This window comes from Desulfovulcanus sp. (genome assembly GCF_982781345.1).
The window spans coordinates 1-22,284 of record NZ_CEYAEZ010000040.1; the positions used below are offsets into that span (position 1 = coordinate 1).

Annotated in this window: 19 protein-coding genes and 1 tRNA gene; 11 read left to right on the forward strand and 9 right to left on the reverse strand. The window is 42.4% G+C overall.

Going from position 1 to position 22,284, the window contains the following annotated elements; genetic code table 11:
* Positions 1 to 169: 169 nt before the first annotated feature.
* Both AC3WVG_RS07470 and AC3WVG_RS07475 read right to left on the reverse strand, forming a co-directional pair.
* Positions 170 to 928, reverse strand: a complete 759-nt coding sequence (locus AC3WVG_RS07470) for an SIR2 family NAD-dependent protein deacylase (protein WP_488797523.1) — start codon at positions 926 to 928, stop codon at positions 170 to 172.
* 12 nt (positions 929 to 940) lie between these two features.
* A complete protein-coding gene (locus AC3WVG_RS07475; protein WP_488797524.1) occupies positions 941 to 1,588 on the reverse strand; it encodes a histidinol phosphate phosphatase domain-containing protein in 648 nt (215 codons plus the stop codon).
* Between the two features lie 832 nt (positions 1,589 to 2,420).
* Between AC3WVG_RS07475 and AC3WVG_RS07480 the strand changes: the two genes are divergently transcribed.
* Both AC3WVG_RS07480 and AC3WVG_RS07485 read left to right on the forward strand, forming a co-directional pair.
* Positions 2,421 to 3,800, forward strand: a complete 1,380-nt coding sequence (locus AC3WVG_RS07480; protein ID WP_488797525.1) for a TrpB-like pyridoxal phosphate-dependent enzyme — start codon at positions 2,421 to 2,423, stop codon at positions 3,798 to 3,800.
* Positions 3,797 to 4,090 (forward strand): hypothetical protein, encoded by a 294-nt coding sequence (locus tag AC3WVG_RS07485; protein ID WP_488797526.1) that lies wholly within the window; start codon positions 3,797 to 3,799, stop codon positions 4,088 to 4,090. The genes AC3WVG_RS07480 and AC3WVG_RS07485 overlap by 4 nt, the downstream gene beginning before the upstream one ends.
* A gap of 79 nt (positions 4,091 to 4,169) precedes the next feature.
* Here the strand turns inward: AC3WVG_RS07485 and AC3WVG_RS07490 are convergent, their stop codons facing one another.
* The 4 genes from AC3WVG_RS07490 to AC3WVG_RS07505 all read right to left on the reverse strand — a co-directional run bounded on the left by AC3WVG_RS07490 (position 4,170) and on the right by AC3WVG_RS07505 (position 10,525).
* Entirely contained in the window at positions 4,170 to 6,335 is a 2,166-nt protein-coding gene (locus AC3WVG_RS07490) for an ATP-binding protein (protein WP_488797527.1), read from the reverse strand.
* Positions 6,336 to 6,761: 426 nt separating this feature from the next.
* Positions 6,762 to 7,943 carry an HD domain-containing phosphohydrolase gene (locus AC3WVG_RS07495; RefSeq protein WP_488797528.1) on the reverse strand — a complete coding sequence of 394 codons (1,182 nt, stop codon included), beginning with the start codon at positions 7,941 to 7,943 and terminating at the stop codon, positions 6,762 to 6,764.
* Positions 7,936 to 9,144: an HDOD domain-containing protein gene (locus AC3WVG_RS07500; RefSeq protein ID WP_488797529.1), complete on the reverse strand. Its 1,209-nt coding sequence runs from the start codon at positions 9,142 to 9,144 to the stop codon at positions 7,936 to 7,938. Before AC3WVG_RS07500 ends, AC3WVG_RS07495 begins: the two co-directional genes overlap by 8 nt.
* 169 nt (positions 9,145 to 9,313) lie before the next feature.
* A complete protein-coding gene (locus tag AC3WVG_RS07505) occupies positions 9,314 to 10,525 on the reverse strand; it encodes an ATP-binding protein (protein WP_488797530.1) in 1,212 nt (403 codons plus the stop codon).
* Between the two features lie 418 nt (positions 10,526 to 10,943).
* On the opposite strand from AC3WVG_RS07505, the gene AC3WVG_RS07510 reads away from it, so the two are divergent.
* Positions 10,944 to 12,284 (forward strand): HD domain-containing phosphohydrolase, encoded by a 1,341-nt coding sequence (locus tag AC3WVG_RS07510; protein WP_488797531.1) that lies wholly within the window; start codon positions 10,944 to 10,946, stop codon positions 12,282 to 12,284.
* Here AC3WVG_RS07510 and AC3WVG_RS07515 read toward each other — a convergent pair.
* Together AC3WVG_RS07515 and AC3WVG_RS07520 are read right to left on the reverse strand one after the other, a co-directional pair.
* Positions 12,281 to 13,513, reverse strand: a complete 1,233-nt coding sequence (locus tag AC3WVG_RS07515; RefSeq protein ID WP_488797532.1) for a diguanylate cyclase domain-containing protein — start codon at positions 13,511 to 13,513, stop codon at positions 12,281 to 12,283. The two genes, AC3WVG_RS07510 and AC3WVG_RS07515, sit on opposite strands and share 4 nt — an antisense overlap.
* Positions 13,514 to 13,641: 128 nt before the next feature.
* A tRNA-Leu gene (locus AC3WVG_RS07520) sits at positions 13,642 to 13,728 on the reverse strand.
* A gap of 113 nt (positions 13,729 to 13,841) precedes the next feature.
* On the opposite strand from AC3WVG_RS07520, the gene AC3WVG_RS07525 reads away from it, so the two are divergent.
* On the forward strand, positions 13,842 to 14,060 hold the full coding sequence (locus AC3WVG_RS07525) for a hypothetical protein (protein WP_488797533.1): 219 nt from the start codon (positions 13,842 to 13,844) through the stop codon (positions 14,058 to 14,060).
* Here AC3WVG_RS07525 and rsmG read toward each other — a convergent pair.
* Positions 14,021 to 14,671: a 16S rRNA (guanine(527)-N(7))-methyltransferase RsmG gene (gene rsmG, locus AC3WVG_RS07530; RefSeq protein WP_488797534.1), complete on the reverse strand. Its 651-nt coding sequence runs from the start codon at positions 14,669 to 14,671 to the stop codon at positions 14,021 to 14,023. The genes AC3WVG_RS07525 and rsmG overlap by 40 nt on opposite strands.
* A gap of 127 nt (positions 14,672 to 14,798) precedes the next feature.
* On the opposite strand from rsmG, the gene AC3WVG_RS07535 reads away from it, so the two are divergent.
* The 7 genes from AC3WVG_RS07535 (at position 14,799) to AC3WVG_RS07565 (ending at position 22,095) form a co-directional block, all read left to right on the forward strand.
* Positions 14,799 to 15,743, forward strand: a complete 945-nt coding sequence (locus AC3WVG_RS07535) for an ACP S-malonyltransferase (protein WP_488797535.1) — start codon at positions 14,799 to 14,801, stop codon at positions 15,741 to 15,743.
* Positions 15,744 to 15,764: 21 nt separating this feature from the next.
* On the forward strand, positions 15,765 to 17,420 hold the full coding sequence (gene argS, locus AC3WVG_RS07540; RefSeq protein ID WP_488797536.1) for an arginine--tRNA ligase: 1,656 nt from the start codon (positions 15,765 to 15,767) through the stop codon (positions 17,418 to 17,420).
* Positions 17,421 to 17,671: 251 nt separating this feature from the next.
* Positions 17,672 to 18,295 carry an SPOR domain-containing protein gene (locus AC3WVG_RS07545; protein WP_488797537.1) on the forward strand — a complete coding sequence of 208 codons (624 nt, stop codon included), beginning with the start codon at positions 17,672 to 17,674 and terminating at the stop codon, positions 18,293 to 18,295.
* Between the two features lie 14 nt (positions 18,296 to 18,309).
* On the forward strand, positions 18,310 to 18,864 hold the full coding sequence (locus AC3WVG_RS07550; protein ID WP_488797538.1) for a pyruvoyl-dependent arginine decarboxylase: 555 nt from the start codon (positions 18,310 to 18,312) through the stop codon (positions 18,862 to 18,864).
* Between the two features lie 88 nt (positions 18,865 to 18,952).
* A complete protein-coding gene (gene speB, locus AC3WVG_RS07555; protein WP_488797539.1) occupies positions 18,953 to 19,825 on the forward strand; it encodes an agmatinase in 873 nt (290 codons plus the stop codon).
* Complete coding sequence (locus AC3WVG_RS07560; RefSeq protein ID WP_488797540.1) at positions 19,818 to 20,909, forward strand: deoxyhypusine synthase family protein; 1,092 nt, start codon at positions 19,818 to 19,820, stop codon at positions 20,907 to 20,909. Before speB ends, AC3WVG_RS07560 begins: the two co-directional genes overlap by 8 nt.
* A 28-nt stretch (positions 20,910 to 20,937) precedes the next feature.
* Positions 20,938 to 22,095: a class I SAM-dependent RNA methyltransferase gene (locus tag AC3WVG_RS07565; RefSeq protein ID WP_488797541.1), complete on the forward strand. Its 1,158-nt coding sequence runs from the start codon at positions 20,938 to 20,940 to the stop codon at positions 22,093 to 22,095.
* Positions 22,096 to 22,284 lie beyond the last annotated feature (189 nt).

Below are 22,284 nucleotides of genomic sequence, written 5' to 3' on the forward strand. Positions count from 1 at the left end.
CCTTAGATGTGTCCAACTTTTTGTTAGCATTGAAGAAAATGCGCTCGCAAATTAACTCAGAAAGTTGAGTTTTAGATATTAATTTGTTTTAACATGTTGTTTTTATAAAAATTATATCACAAAAAAATCCCCGGAAAGCCAAACTACTTGCACGCACATCTTCACCCTTTCAGTTTATGATCAAATCAGCCATAAAGGGCAAGACCTCCTCGGCCGGTCCATCAATACGCACGTCAGAAAGCCCCGCATAATTGGTCGGGCCCAGGTTGACCTCAATTACCTTGCCACCATGCCTTTTGACTATATACGGCAAAGTATTGGCCGGAGCTACTTCACCTGAAGTCCCTACAATTACAAGCAAATCAGCCCTGTCAGCCAAGTCCTGACTCTGGATTAAAGCCTGCACAGGAATCTGCTCACCAAAAAAGACTACATCCGGCCTAACAACTCCACTGCACCTATGACATTTCCAGGGTATATCCCTGGAAGTCACTTGCAAGGCCAGGCCGGGATCAAACTCGGTATGGCACCCGTTGCAATAAAACTTCTGGCAACTGCCGTGAAACTCGATAACGTTTTTTGAGCCGGCTTGCTGATGCAAGTTATCGATATTTTGGGTAATAATAGCTTGTAAAAAACCTCTTTTCTCCAACCTGGCCAAGGCCTTGTGCGCTGCGTTGGGTTTGGCGCGGGCAAACATTTGCACCGCATCCAGCAAGAACTCCCACACACCTCTAGGGTTATTTTCCAGAGCCCAGTCAGAACAAACCGTCTGAGGGTCATATTTTGACCAAAGGCCTCCGGGGCTGCGAAAATCTGGGATCCCACTGGGAACGGAGATCCCCGCTCCGGTCAAAGCAACAGGAAATTTGCACCCGGCCCACACACGAGCCCCCTGTTCAGCCAATCCTCGCCAATCCTTAACCATTTATTTTCTTACTTATCTTCTCTCGCGCATAATCGACAAACTGTTTTGTTCAGCCAAAAGATAGTCACCTTCATCCATACCGGCGCCAAAAGCAATTTTTCTTCGAAGTTCCTGACTGACCAGATCTCCTGGTGCATGAGCATCGTTATTTATAACCAGGCTGGCCCCAAACTTCTTTGCCAGAGAAAAAACATGTCCATTGGTCAAGCTGTGGCCTTTGCGCGTGGTTATTTCCAGGGCTACGCCGTTTTGGGCAGCCAACTTAACTTCTTCGGGAGTTATAAGGCCGGGATGGGCCAGAATATCGGCACGGGCCTCTATTGCTGCCAGGTTGGTGCCCCTGGCTACAGGTTCAACTATGGTCTCGCCATGAACCACAACAATCTGGGCTCCTTTTTCTCTGGCAATATTTACAAGTTCGGGAATAAGGCTGGGCGGGACATGAGTCAGCTCCACACCGGCCAGAAGCTCAACATCTGCGTAAACTGAGTATTTTCGGGCAAGCTTGAGCACATTTTCCAGAATTAGTTCCAGATTGGAATGATCTGCATGATCAGTAAAAGCAACACCCTTGTATCCGGCTACCTTGGCCCTGCGCACAAGTTCTGCCGGGATAAGCTCCCCATCACTAAAAGTTGTATGTGTATGTAAATCAATCATCACTTAACTCCGTAATTTGAGAATCAAGCCATCTACAAAAGCCATTGAGGACTCATCAAACAATCGGTTCAGCTTAACTATACTTTCGCAGAAATCTCGATTCATGTTTAATATTCCGCTAACAACATTCATTTATGAGCCTGTGGCAAACCCTATTTTCATCGTTGATTGAAAGTCTTGGTTTCTGAAATGCATTACAAATGGCTTGGGTAACCCATCTTGGCGAAGCTTGCGAAAAAACAGAGCATCGGGATGAATGGGCTAAATATTTTGCGACATTGACCACAACTATCGATAATAAAAGAATATTTGTTTACCCGAAATATCCCATTATGCTCTGTCCGCAAGCAAGCCTTTTACCCAGTTGAGTCCAGCGAAGCTGGGCTGGCTTTGCCAGTATTCAACAGGGGTAGATGGGTCCAAGTCTTTGTACCAGCATGAAAGAAAGCAAGACTGGAATAAGCCATGAAAATTAATTGGTAAAAGGTTCGGCTGCAGGCTCTAATATGTGTTTACCAACATAAACAAGAGCTTCTATCCAAAAAATTAGCTTGACACAAGTTCACCAAACCGCCCATCTCGCCCTATCCCCATCTCCCCATTCACCCATCCACTACTCACTATTTGACTTCATCCATCATTCCTCCTATTTATCCCCCTCAAATAATTCATACATCGCAACTTTATATTTTTAGTTAATTTAGTTGATTGGTTTGTTGGTTAAATGGTTTATTTTGTGTACCAGGTTATCGCTTCACCATTCAACCATTCAGCCAGTTAGCTATTCAACCATTCACTCGCCTATCCACAAATTAATCAAAAGGGAGATGTTATGGACTTTAAAAAGATTGTTTTGCCCGATTCTGAGATACCACGTCAGTGGTATAATATTCTTGCAGATCTTCCAACGCCCATGGACCCTCCGCTCCATCCGGGAACAGGGGAACCAGTCACTGCCGATGACCTGGCACCAATCTTCCCGATGAACCTTATTGAACAGGAAGTTAGCCAGGAGAGATTTATCGATATCCCCGAGCCTGTTCTGGAAAAATACGCAATGTGGCGTCCCTCACCACTCTATAGGGCCAGGGCACTTGAAAAGGCGTTAGATACCCCGGCCAGAATCTATTACAAGCACGAAGGAGTAAGCCCTGCCGGAAGCCACAAGCCCAACACCGCTATCCCTCAGGCCTATTACAACAAAGAAGCTGGGACCAAAAAAATATGTACTGAGACCGGTGCCGGACAATGGGGAAGCGCCCTTTCTTTTGCCTGTTCCCTGTTTGGACTGGAATGCGAAGTGTACATGGTCAAAATAAGTTACAACCAAAAACCCTATCGTCGTCTGATGATGGAGACCTGGGGAGCCAAATGCATTGCCAGCCCAAGTGACAAAACCAATGCTGGAAGAGAAATCTTAAAGGCTGATCCTGATTCACCGGGTAGCCTAGGGATCGCCATCAGCGAAGCTGTTGAAGCTGCAGTAACCGGTGAGGGGACCAAATACGCCCTGGGAAGCGTCTTGAACCATGTTCTGCTGCATCAAACCATTATCGGGTTAGAAGCCCAAAAACAAATGTCCATGATTGAAGAATACCCGGATGTAGTCATCGGGTGCGCCGGAGGGGGAAGTAACTTTGCCGGCTTAGCCATCCCGTATGTACGCGACAAGATCCATGGAAAACAGGTAGAGATCCTGGCCGTAGAGCCAGCTTCCTGTCCAACATTGACCAAAGGCCCTTATGCTTATGACTTTGGTGATACAGCCAAAACAACCCCTCTTCTGCCGATGCATACATTAGGGCATAATTTCATGCCTGCTCCACTCCATGCCGGCGGTCTCAGGTACCACGGAATGGCTCCTATTGTAAGTAAACTGGTCATTGACAACCTGGTAACTCCTACCTCTGTACATCAATTGGAAACCTTTGCAGCCGGTGTAACCTGGGCCAGAAGCGAAGGATTTATCCCCGCCCCTGAAACCAACCACGCCATTGCCGCGGTAATTCAGGAGGCCAAAAAAGCCAAGGAAGAAGGAAAAGAAAAGGTAATCCTTTTTACCTGGAGTGGACATGGACTGGTTGATATGGCAGCATACGAAGCATATCTTGGCGGAAAACTTTCTAACTACGCAATGCCTGCTGAAGAAATTGAAAAGTCGCTCAAAGAACTTGAAGGCCTGCCAAAACCGGCTCAGAGAAAACACGGATGAATCAAGAAAAGCACGACGAGCCTACAACACAGCCTGACGACAATCTTGAAATACGTTGTCCTCGGTTAGGGCATCAGATCCGCTTTGCATATTGTCGTAATGAAAACGGTGGTCTTCCGTGTTTCAAGATAATCACCTGCTGGCAAACTTACTTTCCGGTGGAGAACTATCTACGTCAGGAGCTTGACCAGGAGGAATGGCAAAAAACTTTTAACAGTCCGCCAAAGCCAAAAATCTTGAGCCTGGTCGAGTTGATACAAAAGGCAAAATCCCTTAAAAGTAATCCATAATACACTAACCTTTTGCCAAAAAAGCGGGGCCGCTCTTCCTGCGGCCCCGCTTAAAAAGTCGATAAACCACATTTTTAGACTAGTCTATTAGCTGCCTTAATTTCTGACTAACTTCTTCTAGTTTATAGGGCTTTACCAAACATGCTTTGAATCCGTATTCGCTATAGTTCGCCATGACAGAGTCATTTGAATAACCACTTGAAACAATAGCTTTCGCTTGAGGATCGATCTCAAGCAGCTTCCTAATTGCTTCCTTTCCTCCCATACCACCAGGTATTGTCAGATCCATAATGACTACATCAAAGGGCTTTCCATCTCTCTTGGCCTTCTGATATAACTCGATCATTTCATCACCATCCTTGGCAACCTCAACTTCATATCCCAAACTACTAAATATTTCTTTACTAACTTCCCTGACCAACTCCTCATCATCCATTATTAAAATCTTGCCTTTGCCTGAAAGCAGTTGCTCGTCATCTGAACGTGGAGACATTTTTTTCTGAGAGGCAGGCAGATAAATTGTGAAGGTCGTGCCAACGCCTGGTGTAGATTCTACCATAATGTAACCATCATGTTTTTGGATAATTGAATAACATACGGCAAGCCCCAAACCGCTTCCCGACTCTTTTGTGGTAAAATAGGGGTCGAATATCTTATCAAGATACTTTTCCGGTATTCCAATGCCATGATCCTGTATGGTTATCTTAACAAAATTTCCAGGGGGCAACGATGGGATAGTTCGTGAATCATTAATAAAATTTTCACATGTTATATTTATTGTTCCTCCAGCTGGCATGGCATGCTTAGCGTTGAGGACAATATTTTGAATGACTTGACTAATCTGACCGCTATCGATGTCAACAGTCCAAAGATCCTTGGGTATATCAAAACTACATTTAACATTGCTTCCCGCAAGTACAAAATTCGCTGAGTCCTTTATCAGCGTTGCTAAGGTTGCGGTTTCTTTGACGGGCTCTCCACCCTTTGCAAAAGTCAGCAGTTGTTGGGTTAATTGGCTGGCCCTGCGAGATGCATTTTCTGTCGAAGTTAACAACTCATAAACCTTACCATCAATACCAAGTTGCGACTTTGCCAGGCTAATATTACCCATTAAGGCGGTCAAAATGTTATTAAAGTCATGGGCTATACCGCCTGCTAAAAGAGCGATGGATTCAAGTTTCTGACTCCTGAACATTTGCTCACGCATTTTTTTCTGGTCGGTAATATCGCGAAATACCAGAACCACACCCACAACTTGACCATCCTTATCCCGAATCGGAGAGCCGCTGTCTGCAATACTTCGTTTAGTTCCATCGCGAGATATAAGGGCTGTATGATTAGCTAAGTCAGTAATTCTGTTCGTTTTAAGCACCTTTTCAACCGGATTCTCACAAGGCTCCCCGGTCTTTTCATTAATAATATGAAAAACTTCATTAATGGACTTGCCAACGGCCTCTTCTTGTGACCAGCCGGTCAATTGTTCTGCAATCTTATTGATCAAAACAACCTTACCATCAGTGTCTGTTGCAATAACTCCGTCTCCAATACTACGAAGGGTGACTGCCAGCCTTTCCTTTTCAGCCCCAAGCCTGTCCAGAGCCAAATTACGCTCTCTTATGTACCTTGAAAACTGTTTCATCACTAGTAGCCAGACAGAAAGTGCTGTGAGTGTAAAGAGTATACTTAATAGTAAAACAACCTTTACAACCTGGTTTTGTTGATTCAAACTTTGACTTTCTGCTAACGCTAGTTTTTGCATGTATTCTTTTTTGCGTCTTTCTATTTGTCTGACGAGAATCTTAATAGCAGGATGAACTCTTTTCTCTACTTCATCCACCATCTTATCAAGATTCATCCCCTGTTCTTTTAACATCATTATTTCAGTAACTACCGATTCCAAATTTTCTATTTTGGCAACTAACTCAACTGCCTCCCTTTTTTCTTCGAGACCAATGTCACTTTCATATTTTAAATGCTCTTCCCCGTATTTTTTAAGTTCATTTAAACTTACTTCTATTGCTTCTTTGTTTTCATCATCCCCATGTATAATATAATCCATCAATAAATGAGATGTTTTGAAAGTCTCGCTTTTCATTTTAGACATTAACATGGCAGAGGGGACAATATCATTTTTCATATCGATGAAAATCTTTCTTACTCTCTCACCGCTCCACAAAGCGTAAAAAGAAATCATGCATAACATGAGGAATATAGCCAGAAATCCAAGGTTCAGGTAACGTCTCATGGTTTAACTTCCTTAGAGATTTTCTGATTTTTAATTTAATCCCCTCCACTATTTAGACTCTTATACCATATCTCTGGCTTATCTGAAATATTTAATTTTCAGCTGAGTTCAACCGAAGGCTAAAACAAAAAAATTATGGTTTCTCTGTGTCCCGACCGGAACCTTCGCAAAAATAAAGAGTCTCGAACAAACAAAACGACCCTAACGTGTAGGATTATTTGCTTAATTTTCAAGGCTGACAAATGCTAAAAAATTTTCAATGCTTGATAAAGCAACCAAAATATTTTCATCTAACCCATCCCACCTTTGACAAATTCCAGGGAGGGAAGCTTTTGCTTCAGCTCCCTTTCCAGAATGTACGCACCTGGAAGGTCAAGGAGTTTACAAAAAAACTAACATAAATTGATACTTAATGTAAAATTTTTATTACTTTCCCAGAAGTTTTTTCTTTTCCTTGATAATTTTTGAGGGGGGGATAAGCGCTTCAATGGGCTGCTTAATTCCGTGGGTTTTGTCCATTAGTCTAAGTTTCTCAATAATAGTTTCAGTAACTTCGTGTCCTGTTTTTAGAAGCACCATTCCATTTAACGCAACAACATCTTCTAAAAGAATCATAAAAGGAAACAATTCTTCTATGTGGATCTTTTTGATTTTGTAGTGTTCCTCCAACTGCAGCACTTCCAAAAAAGCCTTGAAGACTTTTGGATCGTACCTACCCTTACGCTCCGCCATCTTATACACGCTATCGCGCCTGGAGTACCCCCTGCTTTCCAAGAGATCAAAGTCTAAAACTACCTTTAAAATTCTTGCTCCCAAAGGTATATCATCACCGCGCACAGGATCAAAGGGTACACCCTTTCCGTCATAGTGTTTTTCCTGGTAGAGAATCATATCTGCAACTTTTTCCATACGCGGAATCTTACGAATAAGATCAGAAGCAATAAAGGGATGCTGCATATATAGTTGTAATTCCTCTCCCTCTAGTCTCTCCCCAGTGCGCACTTTATCCAATACTCCTGGGGGTAAAATAATACACCCGATCTGAGATAACATAGTACCGGTTTCATACAACCAGACGTCTGTCTCGCCTAGATGAATAGCTATATCGCGCACATAGCGTTTAATCCGGGAGGTCCGACCCAGGGCCTCTTCATTGGTAATGTTCAATATCTCTGTCAAAACCTTGATGGTTCCAGTCAGAGTCTTTTCCATTATCTCCTTTTCAGCGCGGACTAAGCTATACTGCTCAATGGCTGCCTCCAAGGCTTTGATTAAGTTGGTCTTACTACAGGGCTTGATCAGAAAACGAAACACCTGGCCAGTATTTATTGCATCTATAGCCACATCCATATCCCCGTGTCCTGTAAGCATAATGCGGATAGTCTCAGGATAAAACTCTTTGATTCGGGTTAGAAACTCAATGCCATCCATCTTGGGCATTTTTAAATCAGCTACCACAACGGCAAACGGCCCGAAGTCATTAAACATTTTCAAGCCCTGAATCGGACCGACAGCAGTTTCCACCTGAAATTGCCGCCGCAAAGTCCGACGGAACCCATCCAGAATGTTGACATCATCATCAACAAAAAGGATCTTCTCCCTATTCACCTACTTTCTCCTTTACCAACAAGTCACGCCAACTAATTAATTTATCCTCTATATCTAGTTTCTCTATCAACTCTTTATCAACTGGGCAGATAGGACCAACAACATTCATCGGATATTTTAGTTGTTCCAGACAATCAGCAATATGAACCAAAGACAGGCAATCCAATCGGGAAGAATAAGCTGCCATTGGATTATGGTGAAAGGCCGCCGCCCTAACCACTTCTTCTGGAAGCCCCCATATATTTAACAGGTAAGCCCCAATTTCAGCGTGCGAAACGCCAAAAACATCCAGTTCAGCCAGATACAAACACAGCCTTTTTTCTTCAGCAAACTTTACTGCTTCTTCATATTCTTTCGGCATATTCTGAGCTAAAATCAAAACACCACAATCGTGAAACAGGCCAGCAAAAAAAGCAATCTCTTGTACATCCTTGGGTAGATTCTCAACTTTACATAAAGAAGAAACCATACTAGCCACTTCTAGACTATGTTTAACCTGAGTTTTCAAAGAAAACTTTCCAATTTTAAGTTTTTCCAGCTTATTGAAAATATGCATTCCTAAAACAAGGAATCTTATAGTCTCCAATCCTAAATAGACTACAGCTTGTTCAATACTAGAAACTTTTCTTACCAAAGCGAAAAAAGCAGAATTGACCATCTGCAAAATTTTAGCAGACATGGCTACATCTTTAGAAATAATATTACCAATACTCTTAGGAGTAGCTTTATCCGAGCTAATTTCTTTCATCAGCTGGATATAAGTATCTGGCAAGCTGGGTAACGATTTAACTCGGCCAACTACATCTAATAAACTTTTGTCCTTAAACAGATTTGTCAAGGCCATGCATCTTTTGATAACATTTTTAAGCTTATTTGGAGAGCAAGGCTTAGTCAGGAATTGATGGGTCACAGGCACTGTTTGCATAATCATTTCTTTATCTGAATGACCGGACAAGATGATGCGTACTGCTCGAGGGTGAATTTTGCTAATTTTGGTCAACAGCTCCACCCCGCTCATGACCGGCATACGCATATCCGCTACAACCACATCAAAACTCTTCTTCTTGACCAAAGACAAGGCATCGGCCGAATTGTCAACAAAAGTCATGTCCCATTCTTTGCGCATGGGATAGAGCATGCGCCTCAATCCACTTAATACTCTCGGTTCATCATCAACAAATAAAATTTTTATTTTTTCCATAACTCTGAAGTACCTTCATAGATTTATCTGAAAATCTCCTTTCTTGTCCCGCCACTTGCTCAATAATAAGGTGAGATGATATAATTTATAATTTTAAAAAATAATATAAATACAAAAGATACTGAAACTACCAAAATTTAAATAATTCAAAGGCCAAAATTTCATGCATCTATCCATCCACTGGCAATTCTATAATAAATGTGCTTCCCTGACCAAGCTCAGACTGAACCTTAATAGAGCCATTATGTTTGTCTACAATAATAGAATGAGCAATGGCCAATCCCTGACCTGTTCCCTTGCCTACTTCTTTAGTGGTAAAAAACGGCTCAAAAATCCTATCTCTTATCTCTTCCGGAATTCCACATCCTGTATCAGCGATTTGAATCTGGATACGATCCTTTAAATTACGGGTGGTAATCTTAATTAGTCCTCGCTCATGAACTTGTTGATCAGATTCGCCCAACTTCTGCTTAATTGCATCAGCTGCATTAACAATCATATTTAAAAATACCTGGTTTATTTCAGCAGGATAACAATACACTTGGGGCAGGTCCGGGTCTAGAACAGTCTCCATATCAGCTACATATTTCCAAAGATTGCGGGATACTTCACGGGCATTCTCAATAGCTTTGTTCAAATCGGTATAGACTTTCTCATCAGTACCCGGATGAGCAAATTGCTTCATGGAGGAAACAATTCTAGCAATGCGACTCATACCCTCTAGGGATTGAATCAAGGCTTTAGGGATCTCTTCTAAAAAAAAATTCACATCATTCTCTTCTAGAACCTGATTCATCTTCTCGATAGCTTCCTGAGGCAATTTGTCCTTATGGGCAACAAAGTTATGCACCAAAAAGTCAATAGTATCTTTGATGGACTCAAAAGAATCCTGTAAAAAATGCAAGTTATCACTGACGTACTGAGCAGGCGTGTTAATTTCATGGGCAATGCCAGCAGCCAATTGCCCAATGGCCTCCAGCTTTTGGGCCTGGGCCAGTTGACCTTGCATAATTTTAAATTCAGTAATGTCATTTCCTACTAGTAAAATCATTCGCTCGTTTGGCTCAGGCGAGTCCAAAAACTCAATGACCTTAAGGTCTATAAATCCAGGGGGGCCGTTAGGTCGATCATATCGAATTTCTTTTTGTTGACTACATCTACTCTGTAGATAATCCTCGACTGAAACGCCGATTGTCTCCTTCCACTTCATTCTGGAAGTCAAGTCAACTATTGATCGACCAAGGACCTCCTCTTTTCGTAATCCAAAAAAGTTTTCGGCCATGAGATTCCAATGCATAACTTTGTACCTCTCATCTAGAGCGATGATGATAAAAGGCAACTTTTCAAAATAAGCTTCAATATTATGCTGTCCTTTATCCATACTTCTCCTCCTCACTTATTTGTCTCCAAAAAATTTTGTCTCTGCTTTCGTTATTCACTCTGACAAATATCAAATATTTGGCTTATCTTAACAAGTTACGGAGTTAAGGCAATGTTCAAAAATAATTTTTTCGTCTGTTTTAGAACTACCTATTCAACAACGCGCAACTATTCCTCTCCTCAAGGAATTTGTATATAAAATTGACAGTTTTACACGCTTGAGAAGCTAAACATAATTTTAATACAATATTTAATTTTTTACAAACATCTTTTGAAGTTTTCAATAAATTCTTTTTTATCCTTGATTTTTCTTTTTTTCCAAGTCAGAATAAAAAAATAAACTGAATTTCCTTAATTCTGTTACTTAAAGACTCTTTTTCAAGTAATCTTTCCAATATTCCTGGGGATATGGAGGGCCAATGCAAGCAAAAGTCTTATTTGTGGATGATGAAGTGCAAGTCTTAGAGGGGATTAAAAGAAACCTCTATAAAGAGCCTCTTAAGCTCTACTTTGCCCAGTGTGGTTCCCAGGCCCTGGATATTTTGGCCAAGGAAGATATTGATCTGGTTATATCTGACGAAAAAATGCCTCACATGACAGGTAGTGAATTGTTAAAAATAGTTCGGGAGAAATATCCTCGAACCATCAGGATCATGCTCACTGGTCATGCTAATGTAGAGGCCGCCCAAAAAGCCATCAACGAAGGCAAAATATACAGATTTCTGTCCAAGCCCATCAGCAAAGATCAACTCCTGACCGTCATTTACCAAGCCCTGACCCAAAGGGAAATTGAAAATAAAAAAACCACCTTATCTCAACAAGCTATTCATTTGGTTAACTGGGAGTGGAACCCAAAAAACAACGAACTCAGATGGAGTACCAATTTTCCCCAGCTTTTTGGTTTTACCCCAGCTACCCATACCGGCCATTACCGGCAACTCTTTACCACCGTCAACTCCTTAGACCGTCCTTTTCTGGTCGATGCCATAAAAAAATGTCTTCAAAACAAACAGAGCATTGAAGTCGAGCACCGTATCGAAACAAAAAAAGAAATCAAGTGGATCTCCCAACTTATTGACGTTGTTTGTAATCCCCAGGGAGAAGTAATCAAAATTATGGGCATTGCCAGGGATATCAGCGAGCAAAAAAAGCAAGCCCAAAAACTGAAGGCAACCCTAAAAAAACTTCAAGACACTCTAGAAAAAACAGTTCTATCCCTGGCCGCAATGGTAGAAAGAAGAGACCCTTACACTGCTGGACACCAGCAAAAAGTGGCTGCCATTGCCTCTGCCATTGCCCGGGAGATGGGCCTGGACAACGAACTGATACAAAACATTTACCTAGCAGCTCTTTTGCATGACATCGGTAAAAACTCTATTCCCTTGGAATATTTGTCCAAACCAGGTCACTTGACCCCACTGGAAACAGAAATCATCAAAACCCACCCTCAGGAAGGCTATGAAATCGTCAAAGACATACCTTTTACCGGCCCTGTAGCCCAGATAATCCTCCAACACCATGAACGTCTTGACGGTTCAGGCTATCCGCAAGAGTTGCAGGAAAAAGAAATCCATATTGGGGCCAAAATTATTGCTGTAGCTGATGTATATGAAACCATAACCTCCCACCGACCCTTTCGCCCGGCCATCAAAAATAAAGATGCTGTACAGGAATTGATAGAAGGACGGAATAAACTCTATGACCCAAGGTGTGTAGATATATTGTTAAAGCTTATTCAGGAAGGAAAAATTAAGGACTAGGTTTGCTGCTTCTTTTCCGCATACATGTTATCATCTGCTACTTTCAAAAAATCTTTGATGTCCTGTCCGGGAACATATTGGGCAAGACCAACAGAGACAGAAACCGTGAGGTTAGTTGGCTGTCCACAAAGCTTCCCAATACTGATAGATTTTATGGCCTCTTGGACTCGCATCTTTAAAAGCTGAGCCTGCTCAAGATCTGTATCAGGTAATAAAATCAGAAACTCGTCTCCGGCCAGCCGAACAAAAATATCGTATTTGCGGATTACTGCTTGTACCCTTTGGGCCACCTCTATAAGTACCTTGTCCCCGATATTATGTCCTAAATTGTCGTTGATCAACTTGAATCCATCCAAATCCATAAACAGGAGGCAAACCGGAAAACCTCGTCGAGTGGCAAAATCCAAAATACGAGGAGCATGGCGGTGGAAATACTCACGATTATGAATGCCGGTTAGAGTGTCTACCACTTTTTCCCGATCAAGTTTCTCGTGCTCACGCACAGACAAAAGAGTACAGCTAAAGATATAGCAAAAATGTTCTAAGAAATCCGTGGCTTTTTCCGGGGAGTACCTGGCGATATCCTTGTCGCCGAGAGCCAGCACTCCAGTTATATTTTCCGGATTGTACTTGTCTTTAAGTACATATATAAAACAGGAACCTTCTTTAAGCTGGTCCTTTTTCTGTCCGTTCAACTCAGGCCAAAAAAAAGAGAAATGTTTAACTTTGGCTATACATCCCATGTAATAACTATCTCCCAAAGATATGGAAGGCAGATTTAAAAGTTGGCTCTGAATATCCTCTTGAGGATAAACACAAATTTTATCAGGAACAAAGCTCGCAAAATACTCAGAGGATAAAATTAGACCTACAGCGTCAAGGGCAAGATACTCTTTTATTTGGGCTAAAATATTCGGAAGCTCTTTTAAAGAACGCATTTTCTGGACTAATTCGATATCACGTTTGAAACGTAAAAAAGTCTTTAGCCCGGCTTGGTAATTAGCCAAAACTTGACGCAAAGTTAAATTCAGTTCTCTATTTTTCTTGCTCAATTCCTGTACATGAAGCTTTAATCTATTATTTTCCTCAAGCAAAAAATCAACTTTTTTATTCTGCTGCTTTATTTTCTGGATCAACAGGATTAGCTCTTGCTTAAATCTAGCCGAATTCTTACTCTGGCTATATATTTCCAAGCTTAAGGCTATGCTTTCGATATCTTTTAAGTCCATAGTCCAATAACTGGGTCTCCGGGAAGATTAAAACATTAATTTATATCCTCCCTTGATTCTTATCAAATAATATTTAAAATGACAAAAAAAAAGGCTTCAGGTATCACCTGAAGCCTTTTTTTTCTTTATGGTGCCGGGGGCGAGACTCGAACTCGCACGGGCTAAAGCCCGGAGGATTTTGAGTCCTCTGCGTCTACCAATTTCACCACCCCGGCGAAAGGAGATAATCTTTTATCCATCTCTTAAGATGTCGTCAAGAACTTTATTCACTTTTTTAAATTTTGACCAATTATCCTTCCTGTGGCAAAAAAAGTTCGGGAGGAACAATATGCTCAACGAAAAATTTTTAAAAGAACTAGAGGAATATCTTAAATCCGGCCGGCTGGAGGAAGATTTTGAATACTCGGCCGAAGACAGACGTTATGAGATACTGGATTATCTGGAACGGCTTATGGACGTTGCAGAATTGGCCGACGAAGTAGCCACCAGACTTATTTTTAAAAACTCTCAGTTGGGACAATTATTTAATTCCAACGCCCAAAAATAACGCTTCTTTTTTTGAACCTCATAGGAAAAAGTTTTTTTCACTTGCCAGGGAACTAACTGGTCACTCTCTGGCGCGGCAGTATTGGCCATGACAACCACAATACCATGATCCGGCATAAGCTTCTTGGTTAGAGGCAGCAACTTTGGCCAAGGCATGAATGCCCTACTTATTATGAGGTCTGGGGGCAGAAGTTCTTCCGGCACTTCCTGAGCGCGCATACCAAGCACAAAAGTTTTCGGTAGTGACAGTTGGCTTAAAGCGTTACGCATAAATACGGCCCTTTTATTTCTGACCTCTATCAGGTAATATTCACCAGTATTCCAGACTATACGTAAAGGGATGCCTGGAAGGCCTGCCCCGGCTCCAAGGTCAAAAGTCCGAGGATCCTTTTTTAATGGTAAAAAATGTAAAAAGTCTTTTAAGTACAAACTATCAACAATTAAAGTTCTGAAAATTTCAACCCAGTCTTTTGGTCCTACCAGGTTAATAACCTTGTTCCACTTGATGAGCAGAGATAAAAAAGAATATAATTTTTTAGTTTGCTCTGCGTCTAAGCTGAAACCTGCCTGATCAAGTTCTTTAGATAACTCTTGAATTAAAAGTTGTTTCATGTACCCTCCACTCCCGTTTCCTCTTTTCCCCATTTCTCCGTTTCCCAATTTTTCCCAACACCACACTCTCGACTTTTAGGCCGGGTAGGAGTAAAAAGTTTAATTTATTTCTTAAGGAGGTAGATAAATGCCTGAAAATAAACAACTGGCCATACTTTTCCCAGGACAAGGCTCCCAAGAGCCTGGCATGGGTAGAGACCTTGCTGAATACTGGTCCGATGCCATGGATCTGTGGAAACTGGGCGAAAAAATCTCCGGCTTCCCTTTACGCGAGATTTTTTGGGATGGCGAGGCAAAAGACATGGCCCAGACCAAATACTTGCAGCCAGCCCTAACCATTGTCAACTTAAGTCTATGGCTCTTTATTCAGAATAAACTAAGTCCTTCGCCGCTTTTTATGGCTGGACACAGCCTAGGCGAATTTTCCGCCCTATGTGCCAGTAAAGTCTTAGATATTGAAGACACTCTAAAACTGGTTTCATTGCGCGGTAGGCTCATGGCAGAGGCTGGTCAGGATGGAAACGGGCAAATGGCTGCCATCTTAAAACTAAACCAGGAGACCGTAGAAGAGCTAGTCAAGGAAACACGACAGGAAACAGGTCAAGAAATCCTGGTAGCCAACTACAATACACCAGCCCAATTTGTAGTCAGTGGACATGCAGAAGCCATTAATTTGATTATAAAAAAAGCCAAAACACAAAAAGGACGGGGAGTGCTTCTTCCTGTGAGCGGAGCATTTCACAGTCCAATGATGGAAGGAGCGGCTAAAGAGTTAGCCAAATTCATGGCTAAATTTGAATGGCATGCCCCGAAGGTGCCTATTTATTTTAACGCTACAGGACAAAAAGAGCTTGATCCGGCAAAGATAAAAAAAATCATGGCCCGGCAGATGACCTCATCTGTTTATTGGGTGCAAATCATTCGCGCCATCTTCTCAGATGGCGGCAATCAATTTTTGGAAATAGGACCCAAGGGAGTCTTGTCACGCATGGTTGGCCAAATTTTGGCTGACGACAAGGACAAAATTGAGGTTATATCCATTGCGACTCTAGAGGATACCCAAAAAATTTAGCAAAAAAGGACAGTCTAAAAAATGCGTGCCAAAAAATACATCCAAGATAAACTCAAACAAATTATTACTACCAGGGGTCTTGGCTGGCCCGAAAAAGTCAGCTTGGAGCCGCCCAAAGAAAAAAAATTTGGAGATCTGGCGACTAATATTGCCCTAGTTACCTGCAAACAAGTGGGACAAAATCCCAGGCAATGGGCAGAAAGCTTAAAAGATGAACTTTTAAAGCTTTGCCCGGACCTGGAAAAAATAGAGGTGGCCGGTCCTGGCTTTTTAAACTTTTTCTTTAAAACAAGTTTCTGGCATGAGGTTGTCAAAAAGATTTTTGAACAAAAAGACACTTATGGCTCCTCGAATTTAGGCCAAGGCAAAAAAGTTCAGATTGAATATGTCTCAGCCAATCCTACCGGCCCTTTGCACATTGGTCATGGCCGAGGCGCTGCCCTTGGTGATTCCTTGACGCGGATCATGCGCTTTACAGGTTTCGATGTCCACACCGAGTATTATCTAAACGATGCTGGCCGCCAGATGCGTCTGCTGGGCTTGTCAGTATGGGTCAGATACCAACAGCTCTGCGGCCGCTCGGTTTCCCTCCCTGATGAATGCTATAAAGGGGAATACATCAAAGATATCGCCAAAGAAATTTTGGCCCGATATAACCATGACCTTTTATCCAAATCCGAGCAAGAGGCCATAACCTTGTGTCAGGAAGCGGCCATGCACTCTATTCTGGAAGGGATCAAAAAAGATCTGGAAAACTTTCGGGTAGAACACCAGGTCTGGTTTTCTGAAAAAAGCCTGGTGGAACAGGGTGAGGTAGAAAACACCCTTGACTATCTAAAAAATAAAGGCCTTGCCTATGAGCAAGATGGCGCACTGTGGTTTAAATCAACGCAGTTTGGAGATGACAAAGACCGCGTCTTAAAAAAATCAGATGGACTTTTAACATACTTTGCTTCAGACATTGCCTACCATAAAAACAAATTTGATCGTGGTTTTGAGCTGGTCGTGGATATCTGGGGAGCAGACCATCACGGCTATGTCCCCAGGATGAAGGCTGCCGTGCAGGCCCTGGGCAAGGACGAGGAGAGCTTACAGGTTATCCTGGTTCAACTGGTGAACTTGCTTCGGGAAGGCGAGCCTGTAGCCATGTCCACCCGTGCCGGAGAGTTTGTTACTTTGTCTGAAGTTTGTGAAGAAGTAGGAGTTGATGCGGCCAGATTTATCTTTTTAACCCGCAAGAGTGATAGTCATCTGGATTTTGATCTGGAAGTGGTCAAGAAAAAATCTCTGGACAACCCGGTGTATTATGTTCAATACGCCCATGCACGCATTTGCTCTTTGATGCTCAAGGCCAAAGAAAGAGAAATCAACATTAACCAGAGCCTGAATGACTTGCTTCCACTTTTAAACACGGAAGAAGACATGGCAATTTTAAAGCACTTGGATCAGTTCTCTGACACTCTGACTACTTGCGCCAGGACTTTAAGCCCTCACCATTTAAGCTATTATTTACAAGAACTTGCAGGGCTCTTACATCGTTATTATACGGTTCATCCGGTGCTTAACGCCAAGGACAATCTGCTCATTCAAGCCAGAATGGTCCTCTTTCAGGCAGTTGCCCAGGTACTCAAAAACGGCTTAACCCTTCTGGGAGTCGATGCTCCACAAAGGATGTAGTTTATTCTGAAAATACCGAATATCGAAATCCGAAACAAATGGTAATTGCCAAATGACCAAAATTCTAAACCAGAAACTGAATCCTTGAACTTTGTACAGGCAAATAAAAGTTAAGCAACATAAACATCGCACGGTGCCTGAAAAAAAGAAGTTGGGAAGTTTATGAGACTTAAATAGTTTCAATTTCATCCTTATCCTCCAAACTTCTTAACTTCCCAGTTTCTTAACTTCCTTTTAAGCGGGGATGCTTAATGGCCAAAAAATCTAAAAAGAAGACCGCTAAAAATAAGTTTAAGCTAGACATTACACTGTCAGGTCTTATCTACCTAGGGATATTTATAATTTTGGCCATGGTATGGGCCTTTATTCTCGGCGTTTATATTGGACGTGGCTACAAACCTGAGGATGTTGTCCCGGAAATTGCTAAGATCTTGCCGGAAACAAAATCCAAGTCCAGGCAGAATGATCCAAAACAAGAAACCCTTAGACCAGAGCAATTAGAGTTTTATGAAAAACTGAAACATCTACCCGAACCTGAACTTAAAAAAGATACAGCTACTGAGTCAGAAGTAAAACGCAAATCCTCAGCGCAAAGCCAAAAAAACAAAAATCTATCAGATACGAAACAAAATATCTTTTCGTATACATATCAGGTAGCTGCATTTAAGACCTTAAAACAAGCCAAAAAAATGCAAAAAAATCTGGTTACGCAAGGATTTATTTCTTCTATCACCAAAGCTTTTGCCGCTAATCAGCCCTGGTTTAGAGTTTTTGTTCATTTTCAGGGGACACCCAAACAGGTGGAACAATTCAAAAACAAGTTGAAAAAAATTGGTATTGAACAACCTATCCTGAAAAGAAAAAAGCCAGCATAAGGAGGAAAAAATTAATGTTTCCCAACACCTTTGTTCCGACTAAAGCATTTTTCACCACCGGAATCGGACGACACAAAAATAAATTACAGTCATTTGAATTAGCTCTGCGCGATGCAGGTATTGAGAAACAAAACCTTGTCTATGTTTCCAGTATTTATCCACCTAAATGCAAATTAATCTCTGTGGAAGAAGGAGTGAAACATCTAGCTTCCGGACAAATTACTTTTTGTGTTATGGCTAGAAATGCCACTAATGAAAGAGGCAGGTTGGTAGGTTCGGCCGTAGGCATGGCTTTTCCTGCTGATGAGAGCCATTACGGATATATTTCTGAACACACTGCCTTTGGGGCAGATGAAAAAGAGATCGGCGACTTTGCTGAAGATTTGGCTTCAACCATGCTAGCGACCACATTAGGCATAGAGTTCGATCCGGAAACCGACTATGATGAGCGTAGGCAAATATATCTAATGAGCGGCAAAATCATTGATTCTGCTTCAGCCCCATGTGTCACTACCGGTGTAGCTGGCATGTGGACAACGACTATTTCTGCAGTAGTGTTTATTCCATAAGTACAAACAAAGGGCAGGAAGCAGGGATATTAAAAGCTCAGGGGCAGGCACAAGGGCCTGCCCCTATAAACTAAACCCAATAAAATAAATGTACTCTAATTTCTTCGATCTTGAACCCGAACAAAAAAAAGGTCTGCCTGTTTATGTCTGGCCTGTACCATATCAAGGCACAGTCAGCTTTGGCTACGGAACCAAAGATGGCCCGGAGGCCATCTTAAAGGCCAGCTACCAAATAGAAACCTATGATCCCAGGTTAGATGTAGACTTAGGAGAGTTATGTCATTTTATTACTTTGCCTTTTCAACGGACTAATGTGGCTGGACCTGAATATTTATACCAGGACATGGATATCTTCCTAAGCCGGTTTGATCCCAAAAAGGACTTTTTCCTCACCCTGGGAGGAGAACATTCCATTTCCTTTCCCCTATTTAAATTTTATACCAAAGCCTTTCAGGATCTTGTAATCCTACAAATCGATGCCCATGCTGATCTGCGGCAGGAGTACGAAGGAAGCAGGTTCTCCCACGCCTGTATCATGGCCAGGGCAAGGGAACTGGGGCTTAGGATAATCCAGATTGGCATCCGCAGTTTATGTCAGGAAGAGGCTGAGTATATAAAAGAGCATAATGGTAAAAATTTACTTACCTTTTTCCCCTGGGACCTGCCAACACCTGAAGATGCTGCAAGGCTCTGCCGCAAATTTATAGGCCATAGCCCGGTTTACATCAGCTTTGATGTCGATGGCCTGGACCCGGCCATTATGCCCGGAACAGGCACCCCAGAGCCAGGGGGAATAGATTACAACTGGCTGAATGAATTCTGGCTTAAATTCTGGCCAGGACCCAGATTAATTGGTATGGATATTTGTGAGCTAGCTCCCATGCCCGGCAATGTTGTTTCAGAATCAGTGGCTGTTAAATGTATTTTCAAAATTTTAACCAATTATTTAAAAAATGCATAAAAAAGAAGACTTCAGGGAAATAAACCAATTAAGCGACCCAAAAGAGTTTGGCTTAAAACCGCTCGAGACTTTAGACCCGGATGAAATTGAGGATTTCGACCAACTGCTCACTGCCATGTCCAAAACTGCCTTTGGAGGTCGCAACCTCGGTGAAGCCTTAAATGTTTTAGAGGCAATGGTAACTGACCCTGACTGTCTAGTTGTTGCCACCTTTTCCGGGGCAATGACCGTGGCCAAAATGGGCAAAATTATCTGTAAAATGATCGACGAGGGATGGATTAATATTGTCGTCTCCACAGGAGCCCTTATGGCCCATGGTTTTATTGAATCCATTGGCCTGAAGCATTACAAGTATGAATTTGGCCGCATGAATGACACAGAATTATTTAAGTGCGGCTTTAACCGAGTTTACGATACCTTGGAACCGGAAATTAATTTCCTGCATGCTGAAGACGTCATTCACAAAGTAATGGAATCTATCAAGGATGGAGAAGTTTTAAGTTCGGAATCAGTCTGTCGTAAAATCGGTCAGTACCTGGCTGAAAACATAGATGGCCCAGGAATCTTGAAAAGCGCCTTTAAAAAGGACGTCCCGGTTTATATCCCTGCTTTTACAGATTCTGAACTGGCCCTGGACATGGCTACGCACCTCCTGCGCAAGTCCCCGGAGGCAGTGGAGAATATTGACCATACTACCTTTTCCTTCCAGTTTAACCCATTTCTGGATTTACTTAGTTATACCAAACGCATCTGCGCAGCAAAACGCATTGGTATTTTCACCATTGGTGGGGGAGTTCCCCGGAATTGGGCACAGCAAGTCGGGCCTTTCGTGGAAATTACCAGTCAACGCATTAAAGATATCGAGCTGCCAGTACGCAGATTTCACTATGGCTTGCGTATCTGTCCCGAACCAGCCCACTGGGGCGGTTTATCAGGCTGCACATACGAGGAAGGCATCTCCTGGGGCAAATTTGTCCCTCCAGAGCATGGAGGAAAATTTGCCGAGGTTCTCTGCGATGCCACCATTGCCTGGCCAATCCTGATTAAAGGTCTACAGGACAGATTGAAGAAAAAGACAAAATAAACCTGCTTTGCACAATTTGTTTCACAATTTGATAGTTAGAATTGAAAAGCTTATCTGGCGAGGACGCGGGCTGGCCAGATTGGACTCCGGGCAGGTGATTCTTGTTGATCCCCCTGTACTGCCAGATGAACTTGTTCAAGTAAAAATCTTCAAAAAAAATAGAGACTTCTTGCAGGGAAAAGTCCACAAGATTATTGAGCCATCCCCTATTCGCCGCTTACATCCCTGCAAACACAGCCATCAATGCGGGGGATGTACCTTTGGCGTCGCCCCGAACTCTCAAATTTTAAAAATAAAAAAGAAGATTTTAATTGATGCCTTAACCAGAAATTTAAAAAAAAGTTTAAACACCGACCTCCTGGACAAGATCAAGTTAATCCCCTCCCGCAAATCCTGGCGTTATCGCTTTCGCGGTCAGATTTATGTACACCAAAAAAAGGCCCATTTTAAAAAACTTGCTTCCAATGAACTGGTCAGACTGAATGATTGTCTTCTCTTGGCCACTCCCTTGGGCCGGGGCTTGGACAAACTTGCTTCTCACATGCCCAATGGCCGGTTTATTGTGGCTGCAAGCCCGGTAGATGGCCGGATTGCCTGGCAGGGTGAAAAAACGCTGCTTGACTTCTCTCTGCCTGAATTCAACATAAAATTACAACTCCCTCCACATATCTTCTTTCAGGCCCATTGGTTACAAAACCAAACCCTGGTTTCGCTAGTTGTCGAGGAACTGAGACACTATACCAGAATTACCGATTTATACGCCGGGGCCGGCAATTTTTCTCTTCCTCTGGCCCGGTCAGGGCACAGGGTTTTGGCTATCGAGGGATGCCAAGAGGCTGCACAGGCCGGGGAGGTTAACGCCAGAAAGCTGGGTTTAGACCTTGTAAAATTTAGAGCCCATGATTTGAGAAAAAAAGAACCCTGGCAAAAAGTGAAAGAATTTGATCCTCGAGCGATTATTATTGATCCCCCACGCACTGGCACCCCTGACTTATGGAAAAAGATAGACTATCTGGCAAATGTAGAAAAGATGGTCTGGATATCCTGTGATGTGGTCAATACCTGCCGAGACATGAAGAAATTTTTAAATCAGGGCTGGCAACTGAGTAAGATATACCTTGTTGATATGTTCCCACAGACATGGCATATGGAAGTAGTTTTTGTTCTTGTTCGCGAAGGCCTGTAACTTCTAAAAATTCTAGCCCCCGAAACGAGTCTCGGACTTCTGATAAGCTACTACTATCTCTACACTTCGCTAAGAGAGTCTGTGGCCAAACCCCATTTTAACCGCTGATTGAAAGTCTTGGTTTCTGAAGTGCATTACAAACGGCTTGGGTAACCCAACTTGGCGAAGCTTGCGGAAAAACAGAGCATC

Coding starts and splice junctions, on each gene's coding strand:
- argS (WP_488797536.1), top strand. CDS start 15,765: ATGCGTGCCAAAAAATACATCCAAGATAAACTCAAACAAATTATTACT.
- AC3WVG_RS07560 (WP_488797540.1), top strand. CDS start 19,818: ATGCATAAAAAAGAAGACTTCAGGGAAATAAACCAATTAAGCGACCCA.
- rsmG (WP_488797534.1), bottom strand. CDS start 14,671: ATGAAACAACTTTTAATTCAAGAGTTATCTAAAGAACTTGATCAGGCA.
- AC3WVG_RS07485 (WP_488797526.1), top strand. CDS start 3,797: ATGAATCAAGAAAAGCACGACGAGCCTACAACACAGCCTGACGACAAT.
- AC3WVG_RS07475 (WP_488797524.1), bottom strand. CDS start 1,588: ATGATTGATTTACATACACATACAACTTTTAGTGATGGGGAGCTTATC.
- AC3WVG_RS07480 (WP_488797525.1), top strand. CDS start 2,421: ATGGACTTTAAAAAGATTGTTTTGCCCGATTCTGAGATACCACGTCAG.
- AC3WVG_RS07535 (WP_488797535.1), top strand. CDS start 14,799: ATGCCTGAAAATAAACAACTGGCCATACTTTTCCCAGGACAAGGCTCC.
- AC3WVG_RS07505 (WP_488797530.1), bottom strand. CDS start 10,525: ATGGATAAAGGACAGCATAATATTGAAGCTTATTTTGAAAAGTTGCCT.
- AC3WVG_RS07550 (WP_488797538.1), top strand. CDS start 18,310: ATGTTTCCCAACACCTTTGTTCCGACTAAAGCATTTTTCACCACCGGA.
- AC3WVG_RS07515 (WP_488797532.1), bottom strand. CDS start 13,513: ATGGACTTAAAAGATATCGAAAGCATAGCCTTAAGCTTGGAAATATAT.
- AC3WVG_RS07490 (WP_488797527.1), bottom strand. CDS start 6,335: ATGAGACGTTACCTGAACCTTGGATTTCTGGCTATATTCCTCATGTTA.
- AC3WVG_RS07545 (WP_488797537.1), top strand. CDS start 17,672: ATGGCCAAAAAATCTAAAAAGAAGACCGCTAAAAATAAGTTTAAGCTA.
- AC3WVG_RS07525 (WP_488797533.1), top strand. CDS start 13,842: ATGCTCAACGAAAAATTTTTAAAAGAACTAGAGGAATATCTTAAATCC.
- speB (WP_488797539.1), top strand. CDS start 18,953: ATGTACTCTAATTTCTTCGATCTTGAACCCGAACAAAAAAAAGGTCTG.
- AC3WVG_RS07470 (WP_488797523.1), bottom strand. CDS start 928: ATGGTTAAGGATTGGCGAGGATTGGCTGAACAGGGGGCTCGTGTGTGG.
- AC3WVG_RS07510 (WP_488797531.1), top strand. CDS start 10,944: ATGCAAGCAAAAGTCTTATTTGTGGATGATGAAGTGCAAGTCTTAGAG.
- AC3WVG_RS07500 (WP_488797529.1), bottom strand. CDS start 9,144: ATGGAAAAAATAAAAATTTTATTTGTTGATGATGAACCGAGAGTATTA.